This window comes from Nocardia sp. CA-084685, from assembly GCF_050955785.1.
Classification (GTDB): domain Bacteria; phylum Actinomycetota; class Actinomycetes; order Mycobacteriales; family Mycobacteriaceae; genus Nocardia.
In genome coordinates this window covers 3,764,165-3,788,202 of the sequence record NZ_CP192094.1, presented here as the reverse complement: position 1 = coordinate 3,788,202, position 24,038 = coordinate 3,764,165, and the positions used below count along the sequence as shown (strand labels likewise).

The following is a 24,038-nucleotide window of genomic DNA, read 5'->3' as shown; positions in this document are numbered from 1 at the left end:
CCAACTGCCCGAGCGGCGCCAGTGGATGTACCCGCTGATCCCATGAACACGCGCTCGAGGCGAGTCCACCTCGATCGGGTCAGAAGAAGGGATCGACCATCTACTTACCGCCTTCGGTCAGCGTCACCTGTTGCGGAACGAATCCTGTTCCGGTGACATCGATTCCACCGGATTTCAGTAGATCCAGCGCCTTGGTGACGTATTCATTCGTGAACGCGCCCGCATCGGGATCTTGCTTCAGCACCGTGACGCCCTCCTGGTTCTTGGTCTCCTCGGCGATCTTCACGGTGCGGTCCCATGCGGACTTGTCGATCATGCCGATCCCGTTGGGCGAGGGCCAGATCAGCTTGTTCACCTCGTTGATCTGCCACTGCTGGTGGCTGGCACCGAGTGTGCTGCCAGCAGCGACGGTGATATCGCGGCATTTGTCGACATTGTCGCGGCAGAATGCCCAGCCCTTCAGCGAGGCCGCGATGAATTTGACGGTCTGTTCCTGGTATTTCACATCCGTCAGCTTCGCCGAATTCGCCCAGATCGCGTCCTGCAGCATGGCCACGCCCTCGTCGTTCCAGTCGATGGTGGCGAAATCGTCCGCGCTGTAGAGCTTTCCGGTGGCCGGGTTCTTCGTCTCCAGCAGCTGGGCGTATTCGTTGTAGGACATGGCCTGGGCGGCGGTGATGTCCTTGGCGAGGAAGGCGTTCATATCGAACTGCTGCTGGACCAGCTTGACATCCTTGGACGGATCGATGCCCGCCTTGGTCATACCTGCGAACAGCTCGAATTCATTGCCGTAGCCCCAGTTTCCGACGGTCTTATCGCGCAGTGCGGCCGGTCCGGTGATGTTGTCGGACTTGAACGACACCTGCTTGGTACCCGAGCGCTGGAATACCTGTGCCACATCCGTGATACCCGCCCCGGCCTCCCGGGATGCCAGCGCCTTGGGCACCCAGGCGATCGCGTAATCGGCCTGCCCCTGCGCAAGTACCGTCTGCGGCACGATATCCGTTCCGCCATCGAGGATTTCGACGGAAAGGCCCTGCTCCTTATAGAAGCCCTGATCCACGGCGGCCAGATAACCCGCGAACTGCCCCTGCTTGAACCACTGCAACTGCAGACGGACCTTGGTCAGGCCATCGGCGGTGGTTGCGGAACCGTTGTCGGTGGTGCTGCAGCCGGTCAGCGCGGCCGCCGCCAACGCCGCCAGCGCGAGACAAGCGCGTAAACGTCCTGTGGCAGTTCTCATTTCGATCTCCCAAAAATATCGCGGATCAGGATGGTCCGGGGTCGGCGGGTCAGTTGTTCGAGGATCATGACGACGGCGAGGAAGAGCAGACCGACGATCATGGCGCCGACCACATACGCCCAGGCGCGCGGATAGGCGGTATTCGCCGCGGCGGAGGTGATTCGGCTGCCCAGGCCGTTCTGCAGACCGCCGAAGTATTCGGCGATAATGGCCGCGATCACCGCGCCCGGCGCCGCGATGCGTAGTCCGGTGAACAGGTAGGGCAGTGCCGCGGGCAGCCGCACCGTGCGGGTGATCTGCCAACCGCCGGCCGCGTACGAGGTCATCAGATCGGCATGCACCTGTGGCACTTGCCGCAGGCCACGGGCGGTGCTGACGAACATCGGGAAGAACACCACGATGGCCACGACCATGCGGCGCGGGGTCTCGGTGGTGGTCGAATACATCGAATTCAGCAGCGGGGCGAGCGCGACGATCGGCACGGCGGCGGCCGCGGCGGCCAGCGGTGTCAACAGTCCCTCGACCAGCCGGAACCGCACCGCGACCATGGCCGCCACAATGCCGAGGACCGCACCGGCCAGCAGGCCGATGAGGGCATTCGTACCGGTCGCGGTGGCGGCATCGACAATGCGGTCGAAGTTCTCGGTGAACTGTTTCGCGATCGCGGACGGCGCCGGAAGCAGGAACGACGGCACGCCCGCGGCGACGGTCAGCACCTGCCACAGCGCCAGTCCGACGACGCCGAATACCACCGGTGGTAGCCACGTCTTCATCGCATGTCCTGTCCGGCCACGATGATGTCGACGGTCTCGTGACCGCCGCGCAGTGCGGTGCGGACGGCGGCGACGGCCTCGAAAAACGCCTCGCTGGAGCGGATATCGTCGCCATTGACGCCCGCCTCGCGGCCCCAGCCTCCGGTCGGCACGATCTCGGTGATGCGGCCGGGCCGCGGCGACATGACCACGACGCGGTCGGACAGGAATACCGCCTCCGGAATGGAGTGCGTCACGAAAACCACTGCGGCACCGGTCTCCGCGGCAATGCGCAGCAGTTCGCCCTGCATGCGTTCGCGGGTCATCTCGTCCAGCGCGCCGAACGGTTCGTCCATGAGCAGCAGCGAGGGCTTGCGAGCCAGTGCTCTGGCGATGGCTACCCGCTGCTGCATGCCGCCGGATAGTTCCGCCGGATAGCGGTCGGCGAATTCGGTGAGTCCGGCCATCCGCAGAAGTTCCGCACTGCGAGCGCGTCTTTCGGCCTTCGCAACCTTGTGCAACTCGAGCGGCAATTCGACATTGGCCTGTACGGTGCGCCAGTCCAGGAGTCCCGCTTGCTGGAAGGCGATGCCGTAGTTCTGATCGATTCTGGCCTGCCGGGCGGACTTGCCGTGCACGGTCACGGTGCCGTTGCTCGGCCGTTCCAGATCCGCGATAATGCGCAGCAGGGTGGATTTACCGCAGCCCGACGGACCGATCAGCGAGACGAACTCCCCCGCAAGGACTTTCAATGAGACACCAGTGAGGGCGGTCACCGAACCGGCGTCGAAAATCTTGCCGATATCGGTGAGTTCGACCGCCGCAACGTCTTCGGCCTTCGCCGCGACGGGACCCGGATCAGGTGCCTGAATCTGCTCGTCGGCCGCATCGCTGCCCGTGGTGGCCGCTTCCACTTTCCCGGTCAACGGGTACCTCCTGAAGAACCGCGTGCCCCGGCGGGACGGCTGTAACGACGTAGTGCCACTTCGATCAGGCCGACGACGGACGTAACCGCGACGCCGAGCAGTGCTGCGGCGAGAACGGCCGCGTAAAGCCGGGCCGCATCGCCGGTGGCCTGTTGAGAGAAGACGATTATTTGACGGCCGATGCCACCCGCGGTGCCGGTCGAGATCTCCGCGACCACCGCGCCGATCACCGATGCCGCGGCCGCCAAACGCAGGGCGGGCAGAAAGTGCGGCACTGCGGCCGGAAACCGCAAGTGCACCAATGTCTCCCACCAATTCGCGGAGTAGCTGTGCAGTAATTCCACCGACGCCTTGGACGGCGCCTGCAGTCCGCGCAACATCCCGACCGCGATCGGGAAGAAGGCCAGATACGATGCGATGACCGCGATACTCATCCACGGCCGCCACGGTTCACCGGCAATGACGATCCTGCCGCCCCAACCGGCTACCAGGGGTGCCAGTGCGATCAGCGGAACTGTCTGCGAGACAATGATATAGGGCAGCAAACCGCGCTCGATGAACGCGAACCGCTGCATCGTCACCCCGAGTGCGACGCCGACCACGGTGCCGATCGTCAAGGCCAATAGTGCGAGCCCGAAGGTGAATCCGGCTGTGCGCAATAGTGTTCCACCAACCGTGCCCGGGCCGTCCTTATCGCCGAGCACGGTAATGACCGACCAGACATGGGGCAGCGCAGCGTCACTCGTGCGCGGGAGAACTCGGGTATCGCCGATACTCACCCCACGCTCGGGCACGAAATACTTCACCAGCTCCCACACCGCGACCACCAGCGCCAATACACCGAGCGCGTAGCCGACCTGCCGCGCGCGCAACGCGCCCGCTCTCATTGATGACCCGCTGACACCCGAACCGGCTCCGCGAGCTGCCGCTTGCCCAGCTCCGAACAGATCGCCGCGAGCTCGAACGCCGCCGAGGCGATCACTGCGCTCCCGCCGTCGCTGTGACCGGATGCGCCAACCTGGGCAGCACCGACTCCCCGTACGCGTCCAATGTGGCGGTCTTGGCGTCATGCTGGAGATAGACCGCGAACTGGTCGACGCCCAACTTCTCCAGCTCGTGCAACCGGGCCAACTGCTCATCCGGCGTTCCGATTACACAGAAGCGGTCCACGATGGCGTCCGGCACGAATTCGGCATGCGTATTGCCCGCGCGTCCGTGCTCGTTGTAGTCGTAGCCTTGGCGGCCTGCGATGTAATCGGTGAGAGCGGCCGGAATGTCGCCGTCGCTACCGTATTTCGCGACGATATCGGCGACGTGATTGCCGACCATGCCGCCGAACCAGCGGCACTGCTCCCGGGCATGCGCGGTCGCGGCATCGGACCCGTCGGTGACGTAGGCCGGTGCCGCTACACAGATTTTCACCGATCCAGGCGCGCGTCCCGCCTTCTCGGCGGCCGCCCGCACCCGGGCAATCGTCCACGCCGCGATATCCGGGTCGGCGAGTTGCAGAATGAATCCGTCGGCGACCTCACCGGTCAGATCGAGTGCACGTGGTCCGTACCCGGCCACCCATACCTCGAGCCGCGAGGCGCTCGCCCACGGAAAGCGCACCACGGTGTCGCCGATGCGGGCGCTGCGACCGTTGCCGAGTTCCCTGATCACCTCGATGGATTCGCGCAATGTCGCCAAGGTCGTCGGCTTGGCGCCCAGGGTGCGCACCGCGGAGTCACCGCGGCCGATCCCACAGACCGTGCGATTGCCGAACATATCGTTGAGCGTCGCGAAGGTGGACGCGGTCACCGTCCAGTCCCTGGTGGCCGGATTGGTGACCATCGGGCCGACGATCACCTTGCGGGTGGCGGCCAGAATCTGGCTGTGGATGACGTAGGGCTCCTGCCACAGCAGGTGTGAGTCGAAGGTCCATACATGCGAAAAGCCATGTGTCTCCGCCTGTCTGGCCAGTTCGACCACCCGCGATGCGGGAGGTGTGCATTGCAGCACCACACCGATATCCATGCGGCACTCTCCAATCAGATCAGATCAGGTTCTGCGACAGTTCGCGGGCGATGAACCGACCGTGACCGGCACTGCCCAGATACGCACCGCCGTCGACGATCACGCGGCCGCGCGAGAGCACCGTGTCGACGTGTCCGTCGATCTCGAAGCCCTCCCAGGCCGAGTGATCCATATTCATGTGGTGCGTCTTGCCGAAACCGATGCTGGTATGCCCGCTCGGGTCATAGATGACGATGTCGGCGTCGGCGCCCGGACTGATGACGCCCTTGCGCGGATACATGCCGAACATGCGTGCCGGGGTGGTGCAACAGACCTCGACCCAGCGCTCCAGTGATATCAGCCCGTTCTTGACGCCCTGGAACATCAGATCCATCCGATGTTCGACACCGCCGATCCCATTGGGAATCTTGCTGAAATCGCCGAGCCCCAACTCTTTCTGATCTTTCATGCAGAACGGGCAGTGGTCGGTACTGACCGAGGTGACATCACCGGTGCGGATATAACGCCACAGCTCGTCCTGATGCCCCTGCGCCTTCGACCGCAGTGGCGTCGAGCACACCCACTTCGCGCCCTCGAAACCCGGTGCGCCCAAATGCTCTTCGAGCGACAGGTACAGATACTGCGGACAGGTTTCACCGAAGACGTTCTGCCCATTGCCCCGCGCGGCGGCGATTTGCTCCATCGCCTGTTTGGCCGAGACGTGCACGATATACAGCGGCGCATTCGTCAACTGGGCCAACATGATCGCGCGATGAGTGGCCTCCTCCTCCATCTGCCACGGCCGGGTGACACCGTGGTAGTACGGTGAGGTCTCACCGCGCGCCAGCGCCTGCTCGACCAGCACATCGATGGCGATGCCGTTCTCCGCGTGCATCATCAGCAGCGCACCCAAATCGCCCGCCGATTGCATGGCCCGCAGAATTTGACCGTCGTCGGAGTAGAAGACACCCGGATAGGCCATGAACAACTTGAAACTGGTGACACCCTCGGCCACCAATTCGCTCATTCCCTTGAGGGATTCGTCGTTCACCTCACCGATGATCTGGTGGAAGCCGTAGTCGATCGCGCAGTTGCCCGCGGCCTTCTCGTGCCACAGAGCGAGGGTGTCCTGCACTCGCTCCCCCGGCTTCTGCACCGCGAAATCGACAATGGTCGTGGTGCCGCCCCAGGCGGCCGCGCGGGTGCCGGTCTCGAAGGTATCCGATGCCTCGGTGCCGCCGAAGGGCAGCTGCATATGGGTGTGGCCGTCCACGCCGCCGGGAATCACATATTTGCCGGACGCGTCGATGACCACATCGGCGGATTCGGCGAGATCCGCACCCAATGCGGTGGCGCCGGGTTGCAGAACGGCGACAATGGTCTCGCCGTCGACGAGCACATCGAGCAGTTGCGATCCGGTGGCCGAGACCACCGTGCCGCCGTGAATGAATGTCTTCGTCATATCGATATCACCAGCCTCAGGGAGCCACCATTGGTCCGTAGGCGTCGGGGCGGCGATCGCGATAGAACGCCCAGCGGTCGCGCACCACCTTGATCAGATCCATATCGAGGTCACGGATCACCAGTTCGGGATCGGTGTCCGAGGCGACGTCCCCGACGAATTTACCTTCCGGATCCACGAAATAGCTGGTTCCGTAGAAATCGTCATCGCCGTATTCTTCGATGCCGACCCGGTTGATGGCACCGATGTAGTATTCGTTGGCGACCGCGGAGGCGGGTTGCTCCAGTTTCCACAGGTAGCCGGATAGGCCGCGTGATGTCGCGGAGGGGTTGAAGACGATTTCCGCGCCCGCCAGGCCGAGGGCGCGCCAGCCCTCCGGGAAATGCCGGTCGTAACAGATGTAGACGCCGACCTTGCCCACCGCGGTATCAAAGACCGGCCAGCCCACATTTCCGGGCCGGAAGTAGAACTTCTCCCAGAATCCGTTGACATGCGGAATATGGTGTTTGCGGTATTTGCCGAGATAGCTGCCGTCCGCGTCGATGACCGCCGCGGTGTTGTAGAGCAGACCGGGCTGTTCCTGCTCGTATACCGGCAAGATCATCACCAAGCCCAATTCCTTTGCCAGGGCGGCGAATCGATCCGTCGTCGGACCCGGCACCGATTCCGCGTAGTCGTAGAACTTCGTATCCTGCAACTGGCAGAAGTATGGGCCGTAGAACAACTCCTGGAAGCAGATCACCTTGGCGCCCTGTGCGGCGGCCTGGTGTGCGTAGTCCTCGTGCGCTTTGATCATGGACTCTTTATCACCCGTCCAGTTCGTTTGGACGAGCGCCGCTCGAACGATTCCCATGCTTTGTTATACTTCACCGAGATCCAATTCGGTTGTGTTACAAGATTGCGGAAACAGTTTCGTAGCCGTAAACCTTGGGGCCGGTCCTCGTTCCGGCGCTGTGCCCGACGCAGAATGACGCTGTGAACTTCGATCCGACGACCGCGCCGCGGGTGCCCGCGGACGACCCGCGAGACGCCGCGCCCGCACCCGCCGCGGCCCGGTCCGGGCTGTTCAACGCGGATCTCGAAGATCGAACTCCGGCCGGAATCGCGGCCGCGGTCAGTCGGCGGATTCGTTCCGGAGCGATCGAACCCGGATCACGGCTGCCGACCGTGCGTGAAGTCGCCCGCGAGTTGCGAGTGTCCCCCGCTACCGTCAACCAGGCTTGGCGCGCGCTGGCCGCCACCGGCGCGATCGTGGCGCGGGGACGCGCCGGAACCTTCGTCGGCGAGCACACCACCGTCCGCGCCACCGCGCCGACCGGCCGCTATCAGCGCCTGCACCCACCGTCGGACAGCGCCTTCCGCATCGATCTATCCCGGGGCACCCCTGATCCGCGGCTCCTACCGGATCTGGTCGCCGTCTTGCGCACGGTCACCGAGCAGGGACGCGGCAATGATCTCGCGGCGGACTATCTCGGCGAGGCCGTGCTGCCGGAACTGGCCGCCAAGGTGCGCACCGATTGGCCCTTTCGCGCCGAGCGGATCGCGGTCGTCGACGGGGCACTGGACGCCATCGATCGACTGCTCGCCGCGCATGTGCGGCTCGGCGATGCGGTGGCCGTCGAAGATCCCTGCTTCCCACCATTTCTCGACCTGCTCGCCCGGATCGGTGCTCGGCCTATTCCGGTCCGTATGGATGAATCCGGTTTACTGCCAGACGATCTCGAGCGGGCGCGTGGTGTGGCAGCGCTGATCCTGCAACCGCGCGCACAGAATCCGACGGGCGTCTCGCTGACCGCTGCACGCATCCGCGAACTGACCGAGATCCTCACCGGCACAGACACTCTCGTCATCGAGGACGACCACTCCGCTGGCATCGCCGCCACCACGCTGCGATCCCTCGGCTCACGACTGCCGAGCCGAACGGTACATATCCGCTCCTACTCCAAATCCCACGGCGCGGACCTGCGCCTCGCGGTGGTCGGCGGCCCCGCCGAGGTGCTCGATCCGATGATCGAGCGGCGCATGCTCGGCCCCGGCTGGACCAGCCGACTGCTGCAGCGCCTGCTGCTCACCATGCTCGACAGCGACGAGGCCGTGCGCACCGTCGCCGCCGCACGCACCGAATACCGCAGGCGTTCAACCGAACTCCGCCGCGCACTGGTTCGCAGAGGTGTCTCCGTAGCCCGTGGTGATGGCATCAACCTGTGGCTCCCGGTCGCCGACGAAAACGCGGCCATGATCTCGCTGGCAGCCGCCGGCATCAAGGCCGCACCCGGCCGTCCCTTCGAAGTCGAGGACCACCCGCTCGGCGACCACCTGCGCATCACCGTCGCCGCGATAGCCCCCGGCGAGCTGGACTGGGTCGCCACCGAGCTCGCCACCGCGACCACCGCGGCGCCCACGTACCGTCGCGTTCGTCGTGCTTAGGATCCAGGCTCGATATCGAAGCTGGTAGAGCCGTCGTCACCGGCCGGGATAATGGGCACGATCACCGAGGACGGATGCTCGGCATCTTTGTAGATCGTCTGTGTCGCGGGCTGCGTGCGGGCACTGTCACCGAAGGGTTCGCCGATATTCGGGTTCGGCGCGTACTGCGGATAGTCACTACTGCTGATCGCTACTCGGATTCGATCGCCCGCCTTGAACTGGTAGCTGGTCGGCCAGATCTTGATCGTGAACCGATAAGGCTGGCCCGGCACCAAAAGGGACGGATCCGATAACGAATCCCGGAACGCGGCGCGGATAATGCCATTGTTGAGGTTGACGGCGGATCCATCGGGTGCGACGACCTCGAGCCGCGCGACGAAGTCGGTATCCGGCGCGGTGGACGACGCCCACAGCTTCACGGTAATCGGGCCGGTCACCTCGGTATCGATGTGGAGCGGATCGGTGGTGTAGGTGAGCACATCCGAACGCTGCTCGACCACGGTCTGGTCGAATGGTCCCTGCGGGCCCGATCCGACCGAACAGCACGAATGTCCGCCGGTACTCGGTGCGGGTGCGGCCGGGTCGTAGACATATCGGTCGACCGCCGCTGGTCCGCCGGGCGCGTGATCGACGAGTTTGCCGACCCGACCGGCAACACCGTTGGCGCCGCTGTCGGCGAAAAAGTATTCCTTCCATTGTGTTTGCGGTAGTGGCCAATTCGTTGCCGACTTCCATCGATTGGCACCCATGAGGTAATAGTCCACACGGGGTTTACCCGTCACGCCGTTATCCGCGCCTCTCAGAAAGTGCGCGAACCAAGCCAGCATCAACTCGTTGATCGGGCTGTCGCCGACCGTGCCGAGTTGCTCGAGCCGGGGCGCGATCATCGAGGTCGGCCGTCCCCAGCCCAGGTGGTCCCAGGGGCCGATGACCAATCGCTGATTCTGCCGTGCCGGTGCGGCGCCACGCTCGACCATTCCGGTGAAATTCTCGATGCCGCCCGCGAGGAACGCGTCGTACCAGCCCTCGATATCGAGGACCGGCACCCGCACATTCGGATAGCGGTCGCGGATGCTCCACTGCTTCCAGTAGTCGTCGCGTGTCGAGTGGCGGATCCAGTCGAAGTACCACGACGCGACGACCGGATTATTCGGCTGCAGTGGTGGAAAATCTTTGTAGGGGCGGTAATTCAGCCACGAGGTGATGTTCTGCAGATCTGTGCGCAGTTGGTTGGCGGTGGCCTTGTCGTCGCGTCGTTCGGCGGATTCGGCGCCGATGGTGCCCATGGCCCATGGTTCGACGAAACCGAGCCGGAACGCGCCGCCCTCGTAGGTCCAGCCGTCGTAATAGTCGGAGGCGGTATTCGCGGGCACGATCGTGGTCAGGTGCGGCGGCGTCTCGATGGCGGCCAGCCATTGTGTGGCACCGACATATGACGAGCCGTACATGCCGACCTTGCCATTCGAACCGGGCAGTCGCGCGGCCCATTCCACGGTGTCGTAGCCGTCGCGGGTGTCATTGCCGAATTCGCTGAATGTGCCGTCGGAGCTGCCGATTCCGCGAATGTCCTGGATGACCACGAGGAAGCAGTGCGAGGCGAACCAGTCGGGTGTGCGATAGCGCGAAGGCTGGATCTGCGCGGCGGCCTTGCCGTACTGGGTGCGCATCAGGATCACCGGCACCGGGTCGCTGGTCTGCGGGCGGTACACATCGGCGCGTAGCACCGTGCCGTCGCGCATCGTCGCCGGGACGTCGGCCTGCTTGTCGACCGCGCATGTGCCACGGTCATCGTTGGGTGGCCAGGCACCGGTTTGTGAGTTCGATGTCGTCACGGCGCTGGCCGTACATCCGCCCACTAGTGCGCCGACACACACCACCGCGGTACACCAGCGAAATACGTATCCCGACAAGCTGATACACCTCCCGTGGAGGCGATGTCACCGACAGAGTCGGTGTGTGCCGAGCCGTTAGCCGATCAGATGCGCCTCCGTCGCAGCCATGCTAACCGACCACTCGCCGCACATCGGCGATTTCCATTGCCACACAGTCGCAATGCGTATCTCGTTCCGCTGGAAGCGTCGAGATGGAATGATCCGCTCAGCATCACCCGATGCGATACACAACAGAAGGAGACCTCGACCGGTGAGCAGCGAAGTGCAGGCACGGCAATTCGACCACCATCAGCCCATCGGGCAGCCTCGCAGAGTCGGGACTGCCCTGCTACGCGGCCTCGGTGTACTCGCCGTCGGCACCACCCTCGCGATTTTCGCTCCAGGCGGGGTCTCGGCGGATCCAGGCGCCCCGGTCGCCGGATGTGTGGCCCCCGATTCGGCCAAGCCCGAGAGCAAGCAGTGGGCCAGCGAGCCCGCGATGGCGATCGACACGGGTGCGAAGTACACCGCACAGCTGGAAACCACCTGCGGCACAGTCAATATCGCCCTGGAGGCTGCCCGCGCGCCGCGCACGGTGAACTCCTTCGTATTCCTGGCCGGGCAGAAGTATTTCGACCACACCCAGTGCCACCGCTTGACCACCGCGGGCATCTTCGTCCTGCAGTGCGGTGATCCCACCGCGACCGGCACCGGCGGTCCGGGCTACCAGTTCCCGAACGAGAACCTGGACGGCGCCACCTATCCGGCCGGCACGGTCGCCATGGCCAATGCGGGTCCCGACACCAACGGCAGCCAGTTCTTCCTGGTCTACAAGGATTCACAGCTGCCGCCGAACTACACCCCGTTCGGCAAGATCACCGACGGTCTCGACGTTGTGCAGCGGGTCGCCAACGCGGGCGCCGCGGACGGCGAGGACGGTCGCCCGAACGCCGCTGTCGTCCTGAATTCGGTGACCACCGCTCAGGGCTGATCGACATAAGCTGGTGGCGGTGTCGTCCATGGCGACACCGCCACCTCCGCTCAGCCGAGCGTGGCGACGACGTACGCGGCGGCCTCGGCGATGAGGGCCTGGTTGTACTCGGCGTCCCTGGTGAACTTGCTGGACATGATCGCGATGACAAGCGGAGCAGCATTCGGCGGCCACACGACCGCTATGTCGTTGAGCGTGCCGTAGTCGCCCGTCCCGGTCTTGTCGGCGACGGTCCAATCCGGTGGTAGCCCGGCTCGAATGCGCTTGGCGCCAGCGCCGGTGGCATTTCGTTCGAGGAGACCACGCAGAAAGGCGCGCTTATCGTCCGGTAGAGCGTCGCCGAGCACGATCTTCTGATAGTCCGTGCCGAGCGCCCTTGGCGAGGTGGTGTCGCGGGGATCACCGGGCGTGGCTTCGGTGATCGCCGGTTCGATTCGATCCATTCGGGTGATCGTGTCGCCGAGGCTGCGCGCGTAGGCCGTGAGTTCGCCCGGTCCGCCGATATCGCGGAGCAACAGATTGCCCGCGGTGCCGTCGCTGTAGCGGACGGCGGCGTCGCACAGCTCGCGGATCGTCATGCCCGATGCCACGTGTTGCGGGGTGATCGGGGCATTCCGCAACAGATCGGCCTCCGTGTAGGTGACAGGATCGTCCAAGTGCGACAACGGATTACGCTGCAGAACCGCTGCCGCGGCCAACCCCTTGAAGGTCGAGCAGAACGCAAAACGCTCATCCGCGCGATAGGTGATAGTCGTGCCCGTTCCGGTGGCCAACGCGTACACACCGAGACGTGCGGCGAACTTTCGCTCCAACTCGGTCAGGTGAACGTGGTGATTCTCGGTGGGGGCGACGGAAGCGGAAGGTGACGCACCTTCGCCGGTCGCGCATCCAGCCAGCGGCAGCAACGCCGCCGCGGCGAATAACGAACGGCGGTTTATACCCGAGTGTGTCAGCGTCATCGCCTTCCTTCTGCTGCTGCCGGGGCGGTCAGGCCGCTACCGCGGTCATCCCATCAATACCCGAAATTCCCGCGTGGGCACCAGTTACACGTCGCGAGACTTGACTTGGAGTGCACTCCAGGTCCTAGCGTTGGAGTGCAAAATCGTCTAGTACCAGGGGATCACTTCATGGAACTCGGTTTTCACCTACCGATCTTCGATATCGACGGCGGCACCACCGCCATTGCCGGTGAGCTGGCCAGGGTCGGCGCCGCGGCGGAGGCGTCCGGGGCGACCTGGCTGTCGTTCATGGACCACTACTTCCAGATCGAGCCGACCGGCCTCCCGGCCGAGGCGAATATGCTGGAGGGCTACACCACCCTCGGCTATCTGGCCGCGCACACCTCACGCATCAACCTCGGCCTGCTCGTCACCGGTGTGACCTACCGACATCCCGGCCTGCTCGCCAAGATCGTCACCACCGTCGATGTCCTGTCGGGCGGACGCGCGGTGCTCGGCCTCGGCGCCGCCTGGTTCGAGCGTGAACATCGCGGGCTCGGCGTGCAGTTCCCTCCGATCGCCGAGCGGTTCGAGCGACTGGAGGAGACGCTGCGCATCTGTCAGCAGATGTGGGACCCGCAGAACAACGGCCCCTTCGACGGCAAGCACTACCAACTGGCCGAAACGCTGTGCTCGCCGCAGCCGATCAACCGGCCCAAGGTGCTCATCGGCGGTGGCGGCGAACGCAAGACACTGCGGTTGGTCGCCCAATACGGCGACGCCTGCAATCTCTTCGGTTCCGCCCCCGAGGATGTCGGCCACAAAATCGACGTCCTGCGCCGCCATTGCGACGACGTCGGGCGCGATTTCGACGATATCCGCATCACCATCATGGCCAACAATCCGCGCCCGAATCCGGACAATCGCGACGAATTCGTCCGCCAGATGGCCGATTACGCCAAGCTCGGCGTGCACACCGTGATCATTATCCCGACCACCGGGTCCCCGGCGGCATGGATCGAGGGCATGGCGCCGGCGGTACCCCAACTCGCCGAACTCGGTTAGTGCGCTTACAGCACATGCTCTTTCGCAGTGTTTGGTTGCGAAAGGGCACGTGCGGCACGCGGCCCTGAACACCGGGGCCCTCGACCACGGTCCTCCTAGGCCAACTGAGCACTTCCGGAACCCGATCCCGGCTCCAGAGCTGCCCCACCGACCATCTGGGCGGCGTCGAAGCCTCCCGGCCCCAATCGACTCCGTTCCTGGGCGGTCTGTTCGCTACCGAACAGCACTGTGGGACAATGGATTCAATCCGGCATACCGTTCTAGAAGTACACCGCTTGGTCAGTCGAGGCGCAGCAGGTCGGGCCACACCTGCGACCAGGGCTGACGTGGGGTGCAGCGCCAGATGGTGACATTGCGAGTGACATCCGGGTAGCCGAGGCGTGCGTCGACGCGGCCGATCGGGGTCAAGTCGCCACAGGTGGCATGCATTTCGTCCTCGGCATTGCCGACCCATAGCACCGTTGTCGCGGAATCCGATGGCGTGCCGAAGTATCCGAAGCCGCGGTTGGGGCTATAGACGGCTGGTAGGCCGTAGCGACTCCGGTCCACATCCAAAGCGGCTGCCTGCCAGTAGGAATCGGTGACGATCACCGCGTTCGCGCGCTCGGCCGGTGGGAGGGCATGGTAGGCGTCGGCGGTCGCCTCGCGAAGTTCCGGCCAGCCGAATTTGCCGTACAGGCCGATTTCGAGCCCGGCCTCGGACTGACTGTCGACCGGATCGATGGAAGACTCGGATTGCCACGGCATGGTGACTACCGCGATCGCCACCGAAATCGCGACCAGCGGAACGGCCGCGTAGATTCGCCATCGTCCGGTGTACTCGGTCCAGCGCACCGCACCCGCCGCCATGATCGCCGCATAGCAACCAGCCGCATAGTAGGGGCGACCGTTGGTCGCGATGAACGCCACGGCCAGCAGCAGTGGCAGCGGTGCGAGGAATCGGTACGGCCGCAACGTCTCCGAGCGGAACAGCGCCCAGATTCCCACGACCAACAGGACCCCGCCGAACAATCCTGCCGCGATCAGCGCCAGCGGTAGCCAGGTGTAGCGGCCACCGATCGTTGCCTGCTCCGCCGCGACGACCGCACCCAATCGCAGCTGCGGCCAGTCGTGCTCGGCCTGCCAGATCAGCGTCGGAACCATCACCAGGACAACCAACATCGCGCCCACCCATAGCGCCGGCCGCCGCAGCAACTCGCGCGGACCGTAGATCGCGACCCCAACGGCGACCGCGATCCAGAAGAACGGGATCAGCCACTTCACCTGCATATCCAGCGCCGTGACCAGCGCGGCCCACAACAGCAGGCTGTCCCGGCGAGTGCGCACCCAGCGGATCACCAGCCAGCTGGCTACCACCCACAGTGCGGTATCAATCGTATTGGTGGCCAACTGAGTTCCCTGCACAAGCAGGAACGGCGAGGTCGCATACGCTGCCGCACTCAGCGCCTGCGCGGTCCGCGAACCGCCGAACTCCCTGGCGATCTGGGCAGTGATCAGTACTGCGGCAACGGTCACCAGTGCGGCCGGAATCCGCAGTGCTACCAGTGATCCCGGTGCCAGCACGTCCATCAGCCGGGCAATCGCGGGCAACACTGGCCCCTGATCGGCGTAGCCGAATCCGAGGCGGCGTCCAGCCGACAGGAAATACAGCTCGTCACCGAAATATCCGTACCGTCCCAGCGATACGAACAGCATGGTTGCCGCCACCACGGCGATCGCGCCGACACCGAGCCACGCGAATGGCGCTGCCTTGGCGTTATCCTCCTGCCGTACTTCACTTTCCACTACGGTGGTCATCGCGTCCCCCCTTCCGAGTCGCCACATCGAATAGTCGGCACACATGCGCCGAGTACGTCGTCATATCGAAGTCCTTCTCCCGAATCGCACGCCCGGCCGCACCATCGATGGCATCGCGAATCGACTTGGCCATGACCGCAGGATCGAATTCGCCGAATTCGCCGGTGCGCTGCCCTTCCCGCATGATGTCGATGAGCGGTTGGATGATCTCCTGTTCCCCTTCCGCCGAGGCGAACCGCGGCTTACCCGCCGCATCACGCAGATTCAGCACCACATCGGTCAGCGCCGCGACATACTTCTTGTTCGCATCAATGAATCCCAGATTCGCCCCGATATAGGCGAGCAGCTGATTCCGGGCCCCGTCCGCCGCCATCACCGCGGGCGCGATGTGCTCGCCACCGGACACGTACAGCTGGATCACCAGCTGCTCCATCAACTCGTCCTTCCCGGCGAAGTGATACGAAATGACGCCCTTGGAGATCCCCGCGTGTTTGGCGATCCGCGCCAGCGAAGCCCGCCCGTACCCCTCCTCCGAAATCACCTCCACCGCCGAAGCAATGATCTGCCGCCGCCGCGCCTCCTCGATGAACGATCGCTGCCGACCACCCGACTCGTTTTCTGGCCGCATGGCCAAATTTTAACCCGCCCGCCCAAACCCGCACATCAACCCAAAGGACGACCCCGAGCTACCCCACGAGGATGACCCCGAAAACGCCGAAGGACCACGCCCCCGGATGGAAGCGCGGCCCTTCGGTCCGAAACCTACAGGTACTGGCTCGTGTTCGACTCTGTATCGATAACAGCTGGCACTGGCATTCTTGCCGGTGAATTCGATGCAGCCGGATGCGTACGATCCACTCGCCCGAACCAGCCGAAAGCCGCGCCCCCGCTGGAAGCACGGCCCTCGGAGTCAACCGAACTACAGGTACTGGCCCGTGTTCGACTCGGTGTCGATGGCACGGCTGGCACTGGCGTTCTTGCCGGTGAATTCGATGCAGCCGGATGCGTACGATCCACTCGCCCGAACCAGCCGAAAGCCGCGCCCCCGCTGGAAGCACGGCCCTCGGAGTCAACCGAACTACAGGTACTGGCCCGTGTTCGACTCGGTGTCGATGGCACGGCTGGCACTGGCGTTCTTGCCGGTGACCAAGGTGCGGATGTACACGATCCGTTCGCCCTTCTTACCCGAAATGCGGGCCCAGTCATCGGGATTCGTGGTGTTGGGCAGGTCCTCGTTTTCGGAGAACTCGTCCACGATCGAATCGTAGAGATGCTGGATGCGCAGGCCGGGATTGCCGGTGTCGAGGACGGCCTTGATGGCGTACTTCTTGGAGCGGTCCACGATGTTCTGGATCATGGCGCCGGAGTTGAAGTCCTTGAAGTACAGGACTTCCTTGTCACCGTTGGCGTAGGTGACCTCCAGGAAGCGATTGTCTTCGCTCTCGGCGTACATCCGGTCGACGACCCGTTCGATCATCGCGCGGATGCACAGACCCTTGTCGCCGCCGAACTCTTCGAGATCGTCGGCGTGCAGCGGCAGGTGCTCGGTCAGGTACTTCGAGAAGATGTCCTGGGCCGATTCCGCGTCGGGGCGTTCGATCTTGATCTTCACATCGAGACGCCCCGGCCGCAGGATCGCGGGGTCGATCATGTCCTCGCGGTTGGAGGCACCGATCACGATGACATTCTCGAGACCCTCCACACCGTCGATCTCCGAGAGCAACTGCGGCACGACCGTGGTCTCCACATCGGAGGACACACCCGAACCACGGGTGCGGAAGATCGAATCCATCTCGTCGAAGAACACGATCACCGGCGTACCCTCGGACGCCTTCTCCCGCGCGCGCTGGAAGATGATCCGGATGTGGCGCTCGGTCTCACCTACGAACTTGTTCAGCAGTTCGGGGCCCTTGATGTTCAGGAAGAACGACTTGGCTTCCTTGGCATCCTCACCGCGCGCCTCGGCGATCTTCTTCGCCAGCGAGTTGGCAACGGCCTTGGCGATCAACGTCTTACCGCAGCCGGGCGGACCGTAGAGCAGCACACCCTTGGGCGGGCGCAGCGCGTATTCGCGGAACAGATCCTTGTGCAGGAACGGCAATTCGACCGCATCGCGGATCTGCTCGATCTGCCGACCGAGGCCACCGATATCGCCGTAGTCGACATCGGGGACTTCCTCGAGTACCAGATCCTCGACCTCTGCCTTGGGGATCCGCTCGAAGGCGAAACCGGCCTTGGTGTCCACGAGCAGCGAATCACCCGGCCGCAGCTTACGGATCGGCGAATCGGGATCGTCGAGATCGTCGACCTCGGCGACTTTGGCCAGCGGACCGGCCAACCACACCACGCGCTCCTCGTCGGCATGTCCGACGACCAGCGCCCGACGTCCGTCGTCGAGGATCTCGCGCAAAGTGCCGATCTCACCGACGGCATCGAAGATCCCGGCTTCGACGACCGTGAGTGCCTCGTTGAGGCGGACGGTCTGACCGTATTCGAGGGTCGAGGTGTCGATATTGGGTGAACACGTCAAGCGCATCTTGCGGCCCGAAGTGAACACATCGACCGTCTGGTCCTCGTACACGCCGATCAGAATTCCGTACCCGCTGGGTGGCTGACCCAGCCGATCTACCTCCTCACGCAAGGCCACCAGCTGTTGGCGCGCTTCCTTGAGGGTGTCCATCAGCTTGGTGTTGCGAATGGTCAGCGAATCGATGCGGGCTTCCAATTCCCGTGCGCGATCCGGCGAATCGGCGAGTTGCCTGCGGAGTGCAGCCGCTTCGGCGCGTACCGCCTCGAGCTCTCTCCAGGCCGCCGAATCCGAATTCTCGATGGGGCTCATGTGCTGCTCCTCCCAGTCCCGGTCTATTAACGCTACCGGGCGCGAACCGTTCTCGCTTTCCGACATGGTTTCGTCGTGATCACATCTGGGGTGCGGTCGGCGGCGGATGCACCATGTTAGCCTGCCCTAACCAGGCAACGGCGACCCGCTTCGCCACCCGAACCGAAAGGTTGCTGAGGATGCTCCTTCCCGCCAGGACGCTGCGCATGTCCATGGTTATCATCGCGGCGGCGATGGCCGCCACCGTCGGTCTGACCGGCTGTGGCTCCGACGATAAGCCCGATGCCAAGGCCACGACTACCATTTCCGCCGCCGCGACGACCAGCGCCGCAGGTCACGGCGACCACGGCAGCGCCGCCGCACCCACCGTCGAGACGCTCACCGCGGTCCTGGATTCCCTTTCCGACCCGGCGAAACCCACCTCCGAGAAGACCAAGCTGATCGTCAACGGCGAAAAGCGCACCGCCAATATCGACCAGATGAACCAGGCGCTCGGCGGCTACGGCAAGCTCACCTACGCGGTCGCCGATATCACCACCAGCGGCAATTCCGCGACCGCCCAGGTGACCATCACCTCACCGCACGGCACAGCTCCCGCCATGCCGCTGACCTGGGAATATGTCGACGGCGCCTGGAAGCTCTCGGATGCCAGCGGCTGTCTGATGCTCGGTTTCGCACAGGCGCCATGCGTTCCGGCCTGATTCAGCCCTTCGACGGTCGACGCTGCGGCTTCGGGGTCACCGTGCCCTCGGCGAGACGACGGGCGCTGACCAAGAAGGCGGTGTGGCCCTGCATGCGATGTTCGGGCCGCACCGCCAGACCCACCACATGCCAGCCGCGCACCACCGATTCCCATGAGCGCGGCTCGGTCCAGCACTCCTGCTCACGCAGCGCCTCGACCACCTTCGACAATTGTGTGACGGTCGCCACATAGACGATCAGCACGCCGCCGGGGACGAGCGCCTTGGACACAGCGGGTAATGCATCCCATGGCGCGAGCATGTCCAGGACCACGCGGTCGACCGGCGCACCGTCGTAGTCGGCGACATCCGCGACAGTGATCGACCAGTTGTCCGGGCGCTCGCCGAAGAAGGTCTCCACATTGCGGATCGCGTGTTCGGCGTGGTCCTCGCGGATCTCGTAGGAGACCACTTGGCCCTGCGGGCCGACCGCTCGCAACAGCGAGCACGTCAACGCACCCGAACCCGCGCCGGCCTCCAGCACTCGCGCGCCGGGGAACACATCGCCCTCGTGCACGATCTGGGCGGCATCCTTGGGATAGATGACCGCAGCGCCGCGCGGCATGGAAAGCACGTAATCGATCAGCAACGGCCGCAATGCCAAATACGGTGTGCCATTGGTGGATTGCACGACACTGCCCTCATCGGCCCCGATCAGGTTGTCGTGTTTGATACCGCCGCGATGCGTGTGGAATTCCTTACCCGGTTCCAGCACCACGGTGTAGAGGCGCCCCTTGGCATCGGTCAGCTGTACCCGGTCCCCGATGGTGAATGGCCCGGTCCGTCTGGCCGTCATGTATCTCCGTTCGCTGGTCGTCGCTGTTATCCGCACTGTGCCGCACCGGCGTGTCGGTGCGCCCGGATAGCCTGCCAGGTATGCATCCGCCGGTTACCACGCCCCCTGCCGACACCGTGCGGGCGACCGCGCCCGATCGTCCGCGTCCGGCGCTCTCGCCTTCGCGGGCAATGGATTTCAAGCAGTGCCCGCTGAAGTACCGGTTGCGCGCGATCGATCGACTTCCGGAGCCACCGACGCGGATCGCGGTGCGCGGCACGGTGGTGCACGCGGTGCTGGAGGATCTGTATGGCCTGCCTGCCGGGGAACGCCGGTTCGAACGCGCTGCCGGGCTCGTCGAGCCCGCATGGGCCCGAGTGCTGGCCGATAGACCCGAGGTCGCCGAAGTGGTCGCAGCGGACGGACTGGCGGGCTTTCTCGGCGAAGTGCGCGCGTTCGTCGAGACGTACTACCGACTGGAGGATCCGACCCGGTTCGATCCTGAGTCCTGTGAGTCGCGCGTAGAGGTCGAACTCGACGACGGTGCGCTCTTGCGTGGGTTCGTCGACCGGATCGATGTCGCGCCGACCGGTGAGCTGCGCGTCGTCGACTACAAGACCGGCCGGGCTCCCGGACTCGCCCAGGAGACCAAGGCGCTGTTCCAGCTCAAGTTCTATGCCCTGGTCGTGCTGCGCACCCGCGGCATCCTGCCCACCCAATTGCGACTGATCTACCTGGCCGACGAGCAGATCCTCACCTATGCCCCCGACGAGGACGAACTGCTGCGCTTCGAGCGCACACTGTCGGCTCTGTGGCAGGCCATTCTGGCAGCGGGGCGGACCGGCGAGTTCCCGCCGAGCACCAGTTGGCTGTGCGGGCATTGCAGCTACAAGAGTCTGTGTCCCGCATTCGGCGGCACACCACCGGTCTATCCCGGCTGGCCGGACAGTGGCACCGGGGAATCGCCGGACGAAACCTTCGCCGACGCGGTCGCCGACTGAGCTCAGCCGCCGAACAGATTCAGATCGAGTCCGTGTGAACCGAGTGCGGCGATGACGCCGATGAGCACGAGCACCCCCACGGCATCACCGATCATGATGAGCAGATTCCGAATCCACCACCACGAACCGACCGACTCGACACTCGATTTCACTGGGTTCTCCCCTGTCCTTGGGTCCCGAACGGCCCTGCCCGTCCGAGGTCTTCCCTAGTTGTTTCGCCCAACACGCCCCCAGTGTTCACAGCCGAGCATGAAGTTTTCGTGTGAGTTCGTCGCGAACAAACCGCACACGGTAGCCGTGCTCACTCACCCGGCCGACTACGCAAGCTCCGTCGGCTGCCATCCCCTGCGATGCTCGCCGGGGCGACCGGCGAGCACCGAAACGGCCGGTTGCCGGTGCGGATCTATGCGGTGAAGTTGTGGAACAGCAGCACAGACAGACCCAAGCCGACGGCCAGATTGAAGACCGCCGCGGATCCGAAGACCACGACCGGACGCCAGCCCGCCGCACGCAGGCCGCCCAGCGAGAACTCCAGACCGATGGAGACGAACGCGAGGATCAGGAACCAGGTCCGCAGATCGTTGACGATCGCTATATGCGCCGCGCCGGTCTTCTTGTCCACCGATTGCAGATACAGCGTGCCGATGACGGAGGCGGCGACGAAGCCGATCACGAACTTCGGGAACCGCTCCCAGAACTGGCGCGGCGAGGGCCGGGACGCACCGGGAATGCGCTCGACCCGGATCGTGAAGTAGGCGGTCAGCGCGATGGCGACAATGCCGATGAGCGCATTCTGCGTGGTCTTCACGATGGTGGCGATCTGCAGCGCCTTCTCCCCGGCGATCGCACCGGAGGCGGCAACCGCCGCGGTCGTATCGATATTGCCGCCGATCCACGCGCCCGCGGCCGCATCGGAGAGATCGAAAACATCTGCGAGCCAAGGCAATACGAAGATCGACGGGAGCGCGAAGATGATCACAAGCGATGCCGCGTACGCGATCTGCTCGCGTTTGGCCTGCACCGCGCCCGCGGCCGCGATGGCAGCGCTGACACCGCAGATCGATACGGCCGATGACAGCAGGGCACGCAGCTTATCGTCGAGGCCGAGTCGACCGCCCAGCCACCAGGTGAAAGCGAAGACCGCGGTGATCAGCAGCAGCGCCTGCACGATCGACGGGCCCGCCGCGGTTACCAGGATCTTCAGATTGATCGATGCGCCTAGCAGCACCACACCGGTCTTGATGAAGAATTCGGTGCGGAAACCGGCCGAAAGCCGTTCCCGAAGATCGAGTTTCGCGAGTACGACATTGCCGATCAGGCCGATGGCAATGGCGTAGACCGGGAATTCGATCGACTTGGCGACCCGGTTGAACGGTGTACCGACCGCCCACTGCGGCACATGGGTGTCGAAGTAGCGGGTCAGCGCGCCGAGCAGGATGACCACCGCGACCCCGGCTCCGATCTCGGCTACCGTGGGACGTGCGATCGCCTGCAGTGCAGCGGTTTCGGATCCGACCGCGGTTTGCTCGACCGCCTCCCCGCTGGACGCCGCGAATTCGGTTTCCGCGGGCACGGCATCGGCGCTCACGGCGGTCGTCTCGGTCCTGGATTCGCGCTCCGACATCACGGCACCAACCAATCCGGGATGGCGCCGACCAGGACCAGGGCGATGAGAACCAGGCCGACGATGGCGGACAGCCAGTCCTCATTCCATGCGAATGTGCTGCCCGAAGATTTCGCGGGCGATGTCTGCGACACAGTGGTACTCCTTGCATTTCCTCATCGAGGCCGCAACGTACCAATCAACCGCAGGTCAGCGCACCGATTGCAATCTGGATGAATCGATCACCCGCACAAAACAACTCGGCCCCGCCGAGCGACGGGGCCGAGTGATCGAAATCGGGTCAGAACGCGCGGCAGGACCGGATATCGAACGCCAGGATCGCCTTCGCGCCGAGCTCGGCAAGCTGGTCCATCACCTCATTACCCTGCTTACGCGGCACCATGGCGCGGATGGCGACCCAGTTCGGATCGGCCAGTGGCGACACCGTCGGCGACTCCAGACCGGGCGTGATCTCGACCGCCTCGTCCAGAAGTTCCTTCGGGCAGTCGTAGTCCAACATGATGTACTGCTGACCGAATACGACGCCCTGGATGCGGGCGATGAGCTGATTGCGGGCCCGTTCGTTCTGATCGGAGCCGGTGCGTTCGATGAGCACGCCCTCCGAATCGCACAGGGTCTCGCCGAAGGCGACCAGATTGTGCTGGCGCAGTGTGCGGCCGGAACCGACCACATCGGCGATGGCCTCGGCCACCCCGAGTTGGATGGAGATCTCGACCGCGCCGTCGAGGCGGATCACCTCGGCCTCGATCCCGTGGCGCTGCAGATCGCGCAGGACCAGATTCGGGTACGAGGTGGCGATGCGCTTGTCGTAGAGGTCCTCGACCTTCCATTCGCGCCCGGCAGGGGCGGCGTAGCGGAAGGTGGAGCGGCCGAAGCCGAGGGCGAGCCGTTCCTGAACCGGCGCACCGGAATCCAACGCCAGGTCGCGGCCGGTGATGCCGAGGTCGAGCTCGCCGGAGCCGACATAGATGGCGATGTCCTTGGGCCGCAGGAAGAAGAACTCGACCTGGTTCGCCGGATCGAGGACGGTCAGGTCGCGGGAATCGGTGCGCTTGCGGTAACCGGCCTCGGCGAGGATCGAGGTGGCCGATTCGGAAAGTGCGCCTTTATTGGGGACTGCGACGCGCAGCATGGGGAGGGTCCTTTCGAGGAGGAGAACTGAGAATCGACGCGGCGGCGTGAGCGACGGCCCCGAAGGCGGTTGTGGAGCCCAACCACGCAGATGACCGCGAGTGCCGCAATTTCAACACCGCCGTCACAGATGTCGGTACACGTCTTCCAACTTCAGCCCACGGCCGACCATCAGCACCTGGACCCAGTACAGCAGTTGCGAAATCTCCTCGGCGAGCGCCTCATCGCCCTCGTGCTCGGCGGCCAACCAGATCTCACCGGCCTCCTCGAGCACCTTCTTACCCTGAAAATGCACGCCCGCGTCCAATGCCGCCACGGTCCCGGACCCCTCAGGGCGGGTGACCGCACGATCTTGCAGCTCGGCGAACAGGGTTTCGAAGTTCTTCACGATGAGCCATTGTTTCAGACCGGTATGCGGACCCGTTGCTCCGGCCCGGCACCGCCGGATCGAGCGGACTCTT

General features: G+C 64.5%; 23 protein-coding genes. 5 read left to right on the top strand and 18 right to left on the bottom strand.

What is annotated here, in order from left to right:
• Positions 1-100: 100 nt before the first annotated feature.
• The 7 genes from ACQP2U_RS17305 to ACQP2U_RS17275 form a co-directional block, all read right to left on the bottom strand.
• Positions 101-1,243, bottom strand: coding sequence for an ABC transporter substrate-binding protein (locus tag ACQP2U_RS17305; protein ID WP_433715600.1), 1,143 nt, complete (start codon positions 1,241-1,243; stop codon positions 101-103).
• Complete coding sequence (locus ACQP2U_RS17300; RefSeq protein WP_433715599.1) at positions 1,240-2,016, bottom strand: ABC transporter permease; 777 nt, start codon at positions 2,014-2,016, stop codon at positions 1,240-1,242. The genes ACQP2U_RS17305 and ACQP2U_RS17300 overlap by 4 nt, the downstream gene beginning before the upstream one ends.
• Positions 2,013-2,921, bottom strand: coding sequence for an ABC transporter ATP-binding protein (locus tag ACQP2U_RS17295; protein ID WP_433715598.1), 909 nt, complete (start codon positions 2,919-2,921; stop codon positions 2,013-2,015). Before ACQP2U_RS17295 ends, ACQP2U_RS17300 begins: the two co-directional genes overlap by 4 nt.
• Positions 2,918-3,808 (bottom strand): ABC transporter permease, encoded by an 891-nt coding sequence (locus tag ACQP2U_RS17290; RefSeq protein WP_433715597.1) that lies wholly within the window; start codon positions 3,806-3,808, stop codon positions 2,918-2,920. The genes ACQP2U_RS17295 and ACQP2U_RS17290 overlap by 4 nt, the downstream gene beginning before the upstream one ends.
• 91 nt (positions 3,809-3,899) lie before the next feature.
• Positions 3,900-4,937, bottom strand: a complete 1,038-nt coding sequence (locus ACQP2U_RS17285) for a TIGR03842 family LLM class F420-dependent oxidoreductase (RefSeq protein ID WP_433715596.1) — start codon at positions 4,935-4,937, stop codon at positions 3,900-3,902.
• 19 nt (positions 4,938-4,956) lie between these two features.
• Positions 4,957-6,378 carry a dihydropyrimidinase gene (gene hydA / locus ACQP2U_RS17280; RefSeq protein ID WP_433715595.1) on the bottom strand — a complete coding sequence of 474 codons (1,422 nt, stop codon included), beginning with the start codon at positions 6,376-6,378 and terminating at the stop codon, positions 4,957-4,959.
• A gap of 16 nt (positions 6,379-6,394) precedes the next feature.
• A complete protein-coding gene (locus ACQP2U_RS17275) occupies positions 6,395-7,231 on the bottom strand; it encodes a nitrilase-related carbon-nitrogen hydrolase (protein WP_433715594.1) in 837 nt (278 codons plus the stop codon).
• A 122-nt stretch (positions 7,232-7,353) separates the two neighbouring features.
• Between ACQP2U_RS17275 and ACQP2U_RS17270 the strand changes: the two genes are divergently transcribed.
• Complete coding sequence (locus ACQP2U_RS17270) at positions 7,354-8,805, top strand: aminotransferase class I/II-fold pyridoxal phosphate-dependent enzyme (protein ID WP_433715593.1); 1,452 nt, start codon at positions 7,354-7,356, stop codon at positions 8,803-8,805.
• Here ACQP2U_RS17270 and ACQP2U_RS17265 read toward each other — a convergent pair.
• Entirely contained in the window at positions 8,802-10,661 is a 1,860-nt protein-coding gene (locus ACQP2U_RS17265) for a CocE/NonD family hydrolase (protein ID WP_433716497.1), read from the bottom strand. The two genes, ACQP2U_RS17270 and ACQP2U_RS17265, sit on opposite strands and share 4 nt — an antisense overlap.
• A gap of 286 nt (positions 10,662-10,947) precedes the next feature.
• Here ACQP2U_RS17265 and ACQP2U_RS17260 point away from each other — a divergent pair, with 286 nt between their 5' ends.
• Positions 10,948-11,667 (top strand): peptidylprolyl isomerase, encoded by a 720-nt coding sequence (locus ACQP2U_RS17260; protein WP_433715592.1) that lies wholly within the window; start codon positions 10,948-10,950, stop codon positions 11,665-11,667.
• Between the two features lie 50 nt (positions 11,668-11,717).
• On the opposite strand, the gene bla is transcribed toward ACQP2U_RS17260, so the two are convergent.
• Positions 11,718-12,620 carry a class A beta-lactamase gene (gene bla / locus ACQP2U_RS17255; RefSeq protein WP_433716496.1) on the bottom strand — a complete coding sequence of 301 codons (903 nt, stop codon included), beginning with the start codon at positions 12,618-12,620 and terminating at the stop codon, positions 11,718-11,720.
• Positions 12,621-12,794: 174 nt separating this feature from the next.
• Between bla and ACQP2U_RS17250 the strand changes: the two genes are divergently transcribed.
• Positions 12,795-13,670 (top strand): LLM class F420-dependent oxidoreductase, encoded by an 876-nt coding sequence (locus ACQP2U_RS17250; protein ID WP_433715591.1) that lies wholly within the window; start codon positions 12,795-12,797, stop codon positions 13,668-13,670.
• Positions 13,671-13,949: 279 nt separating this feature from the next.
• Here ACQP2U_RS17250 and ACQP2U_RS17245 read toward each other — a convergent pair whose 3' ends face one another.
• From ACQP2U_RS17245 to arc, 3 genes are all read right to left on the bottom strand, one after another.
• Positions 13,950-15,467 (bottom strand): ArnT family glycosyltransferase, encoded by a 1,518-nt coding sequence (locus tag ACQP2U_RS17245; RefSeq protein WP_433715590.1) that lies wholly within the window; start codon positions 15,465-15,467, stop codon positions 13,950-13,952.
• Positions 15,445-16,095, bottom strand: coding sequence for a TetR/AcrR family transcriptional regulator (locus tag ACQP2U_RS17240; protein ID WP_433715589.1), 651 nt, complete (start codon positions 16,093-16,095; stop codon positions 15,445-15,447). Before ACQP2U_RS17240 ends, ACQP2U_RS17245 begins: the two co-directional genes overlap by 23 nt.
• 450 nt (positions 16,096-16,545) lie before the next feature.
• Positions 16,546-18,306, bottom strand: coding sequence for a proteasome ATPase (gene arc, locus ACQP2U_RS17235; protein ID WP_433715588.1), 1,761 nt, complete (start codon positions 18,304-18,306; stop codon positions 16,546-16,548).
• A 206-nt stretch (positions 18,307-18,512) separates the two neighbouring features.
• Between arc and ACQP2U_RS17230 the strand changes: the two genes are divergently transcribed.
• Entirely contained in the window at positions 18,513-19,007 is a 495-nt protein-coding gene (locus tag ACQP2U_RS17230) for a hypothetical protein (RefSeq protein WP_433715587.1), read from the top strand.
• A 1-nt stretch (position 19,008) separates the two neighbouring features.
• Here the strand turns inward: ACQP2U_RS17230 and ACQP2U_RS17225 are convergent, their stop codons facing one another.
• Positions 19,009-19,842 (bottom strand): tRNA (adenine-N1)-methyltransferase, encoded by an 834-nt coding sequence (locus ACQP2U_RS17225; protein WP_433715586.1) that lies wholly within the window; start codon positions 19,840-19,842, stop codon positions 19,009-19,011.
• An 80-nt stretch (positions 19,843-19,922) separates the two neighbouring features.
• On the opposite strand from ACQP2U_RS17225, the gene ACQP2U_RS17220 reads away from it, so the two are divergent.
• Positions 19,923-20,822, top strand: a complete 900-nt coding sequence (locus tag ACQP2U_RS17220) for a RecB family exonuclease (protein ID WP_433715585.1) — start codon at positions 19,923-19,925, stop codon at positions 20,820-20,822.
• 2 nt (positions 20,823-20,824) lie between these two features.
• Here the strand turns inward: ACQP2U_RS17220 and ACQP2U_RS17215 are convergent, their stop codons facing one another.
• The 5 genes from ACQP2U_RS17215 to ACQP2U_RS17195 form a co-directional block, all read right to left on the bottom strand.
• Positions 20,825-20,974, bottom strand: coding sequence for a hypothetical protein (locus ACQP2U_RS17215; RefSeq protein ID WP_397034899.1), 150 nt, complete (start codon positions 20,972-20,974; stop codon positions 20,825-20,827).
• Positions 20,975-21,225: 251 nt separating this feature from the next.
• Positions 21,226-22,446 (bottom strand): YeiH family protein, encoded by a 1,221-nt coding sequence (locus tag ACQP2U_RS17210; protein ID WP_433715584.1) that lies wholly within the window; start codon positions 22,444-22,446, stop codon positions 21,226-21,228.
• Entirely contained in the window at positions 22,446-22,580 is a 135-nt protein-coding gene (locus ACQP2U_RS17205; RefSeq protein WP_433715583.1) for a hypothetical protein, read from the bottom strand. The genes ACQP2U_RS17210 and ACQP2U_RS17205 overlap by 1 nt, the downstream gene beginning before the upstream one ends.
• A 146-nt stretch (positions 22,581-22,726) precedes the next feature.
• Positions 22,727-23,578, bottom strand: a complete 852-nt coding sequence (gene hisG / locus ACQP2U_RS17200) for an ATP phosphoribosyltransferase (protein ID WP_433715582.1) — start codon at positions 23,576-23,578, stop codon at positions 22,727-22,729.
• A 123-nt stretch (positions 23,579-23,701) separates the two neighbouring features.
• Positions 23,702-23,983, bottom strand: coding sequence for a phosphoribosyl-ATP diphosphatase (locus tag ACQP2U_RS17195; RefSeq protein ID WP_354960458.1), 282 nt, complete (start codon positions 23,981-23,983; stop codon positions 23,702-23,704).
• Positions 23,984-24,038 lie beyond the last annotated feature (55 nt).

Excerpts from the sequence above, each read along its gene's own strand:
- ACQP2U_RS17305 (WP_433715600.1), bottom strand. The coding sequence starts at position 1,243 with ATGAGAACTGCCACAGGACGTTTACGCGCTTGTCTCGCGCTGGCGGCG.
- ACQP2U_RS17300 (WP_433715599.1), bottom strand. The coding sequence starts at position 2,016 with ATGAAGACGTGGCTACCACCGGTGGTATTCGGCGTCGTCGGACTGGCG.
- ACQP2U_RS17290 (WP_433715597.1), bottom strand. The coding sequence starts at position 3,808 with ATGAGAGCGGGCGCGTTGCGCGCGCGGCAGGTCGGCTACGCGCTCGGT.
- ACQP2U_RS17285 (WP_433715596.1), bottom strand. The coding sequence starts at position 4,937 with ATGGATATCGGTGTGGTGCTGCAATGCACACCTCCCGCATCGCGGGTG.
- hydA (WP_433715595.1), bottom strand. The coding sequence starts at position 6,378 with ATGACGAAGACATTCATTCACGGCGGCACGGTGGTCTCGGCCACCGGA.
- ACQP2U_RS17275 (WP_433715594.1), bottom strand. The coding sequence starts at position 7,231 with ATGGGAATCGTTCGAGCGGCGCTCGTCCAAACGAACTGGACGGGTGAT.
- ACQP2U_RS17250 (WP_433715591.1), top strand. The coding sequence starts at position 12,795 with ATGGAACTCGGTTTTCACCTACCGATCTTCGATATCGACGGCGGCACC.
- ACQP2U_RS17245 (WP_433715590.1), bottom strand. The coding sequence starts at position 15,467 with ATGACCACCGTAGTGGAAAGTGAAGTACGGCAGGAGGATAACGCCAAG.
- ACQP2U_RS17240 (WP_433715589.1), bottom strand. The coding sequence starts at position 16,095 with ATGCGGCCAGAAAACGAGTCGGGTGGTCGGCAGCGATCGTTCATCGAG.
- arc (WP_433715588.1), bottom strand. The coding sequence starts at position 18,306 with ATGAGCCCCATCGAGAATTCGGATTCGGCGGCCTGGAGAGAGCTCGAG.
- ACQP2U_RS17230 (WP_433715587.1), top strand. The coding sequence starts at position 18,513 with ATGTCCATGGTTATCATCGCGGCGGCGATGGCCGCCACCGTCGGTCTG.
- ACQP2U_RS17225 (WP_433715586.1), bottom strand. The coding sequence starts at position 19,842 with ATGACGGCCAGACGGACCGGGCCATTCACCATCGGGGACCGGGTACAG.
- ACQP2U_RS17220 (WP_433715585.1), top strand. The coding sequence starts at position 19,923 with ATGCATCCGCCGGTTACCACGCCCCCTGCCGACACCGTGCGGGCGACC.
- ACQP2U_RS17210 (WP_433715584.1), bottom strand. The coding sequence starts at position 22,446 with ATGTCGGAGCGCGAATCCAGGACCGAGACGACCGCCGTGAGCGCCGAT.
- hisG (WP_433715582.1), bottom strand. The coding sequence starts at position 23,578 with ATGCTGCGCGTCGCAGTCCCCAATAAAGGCGCACTTTCCGAATCGGCC.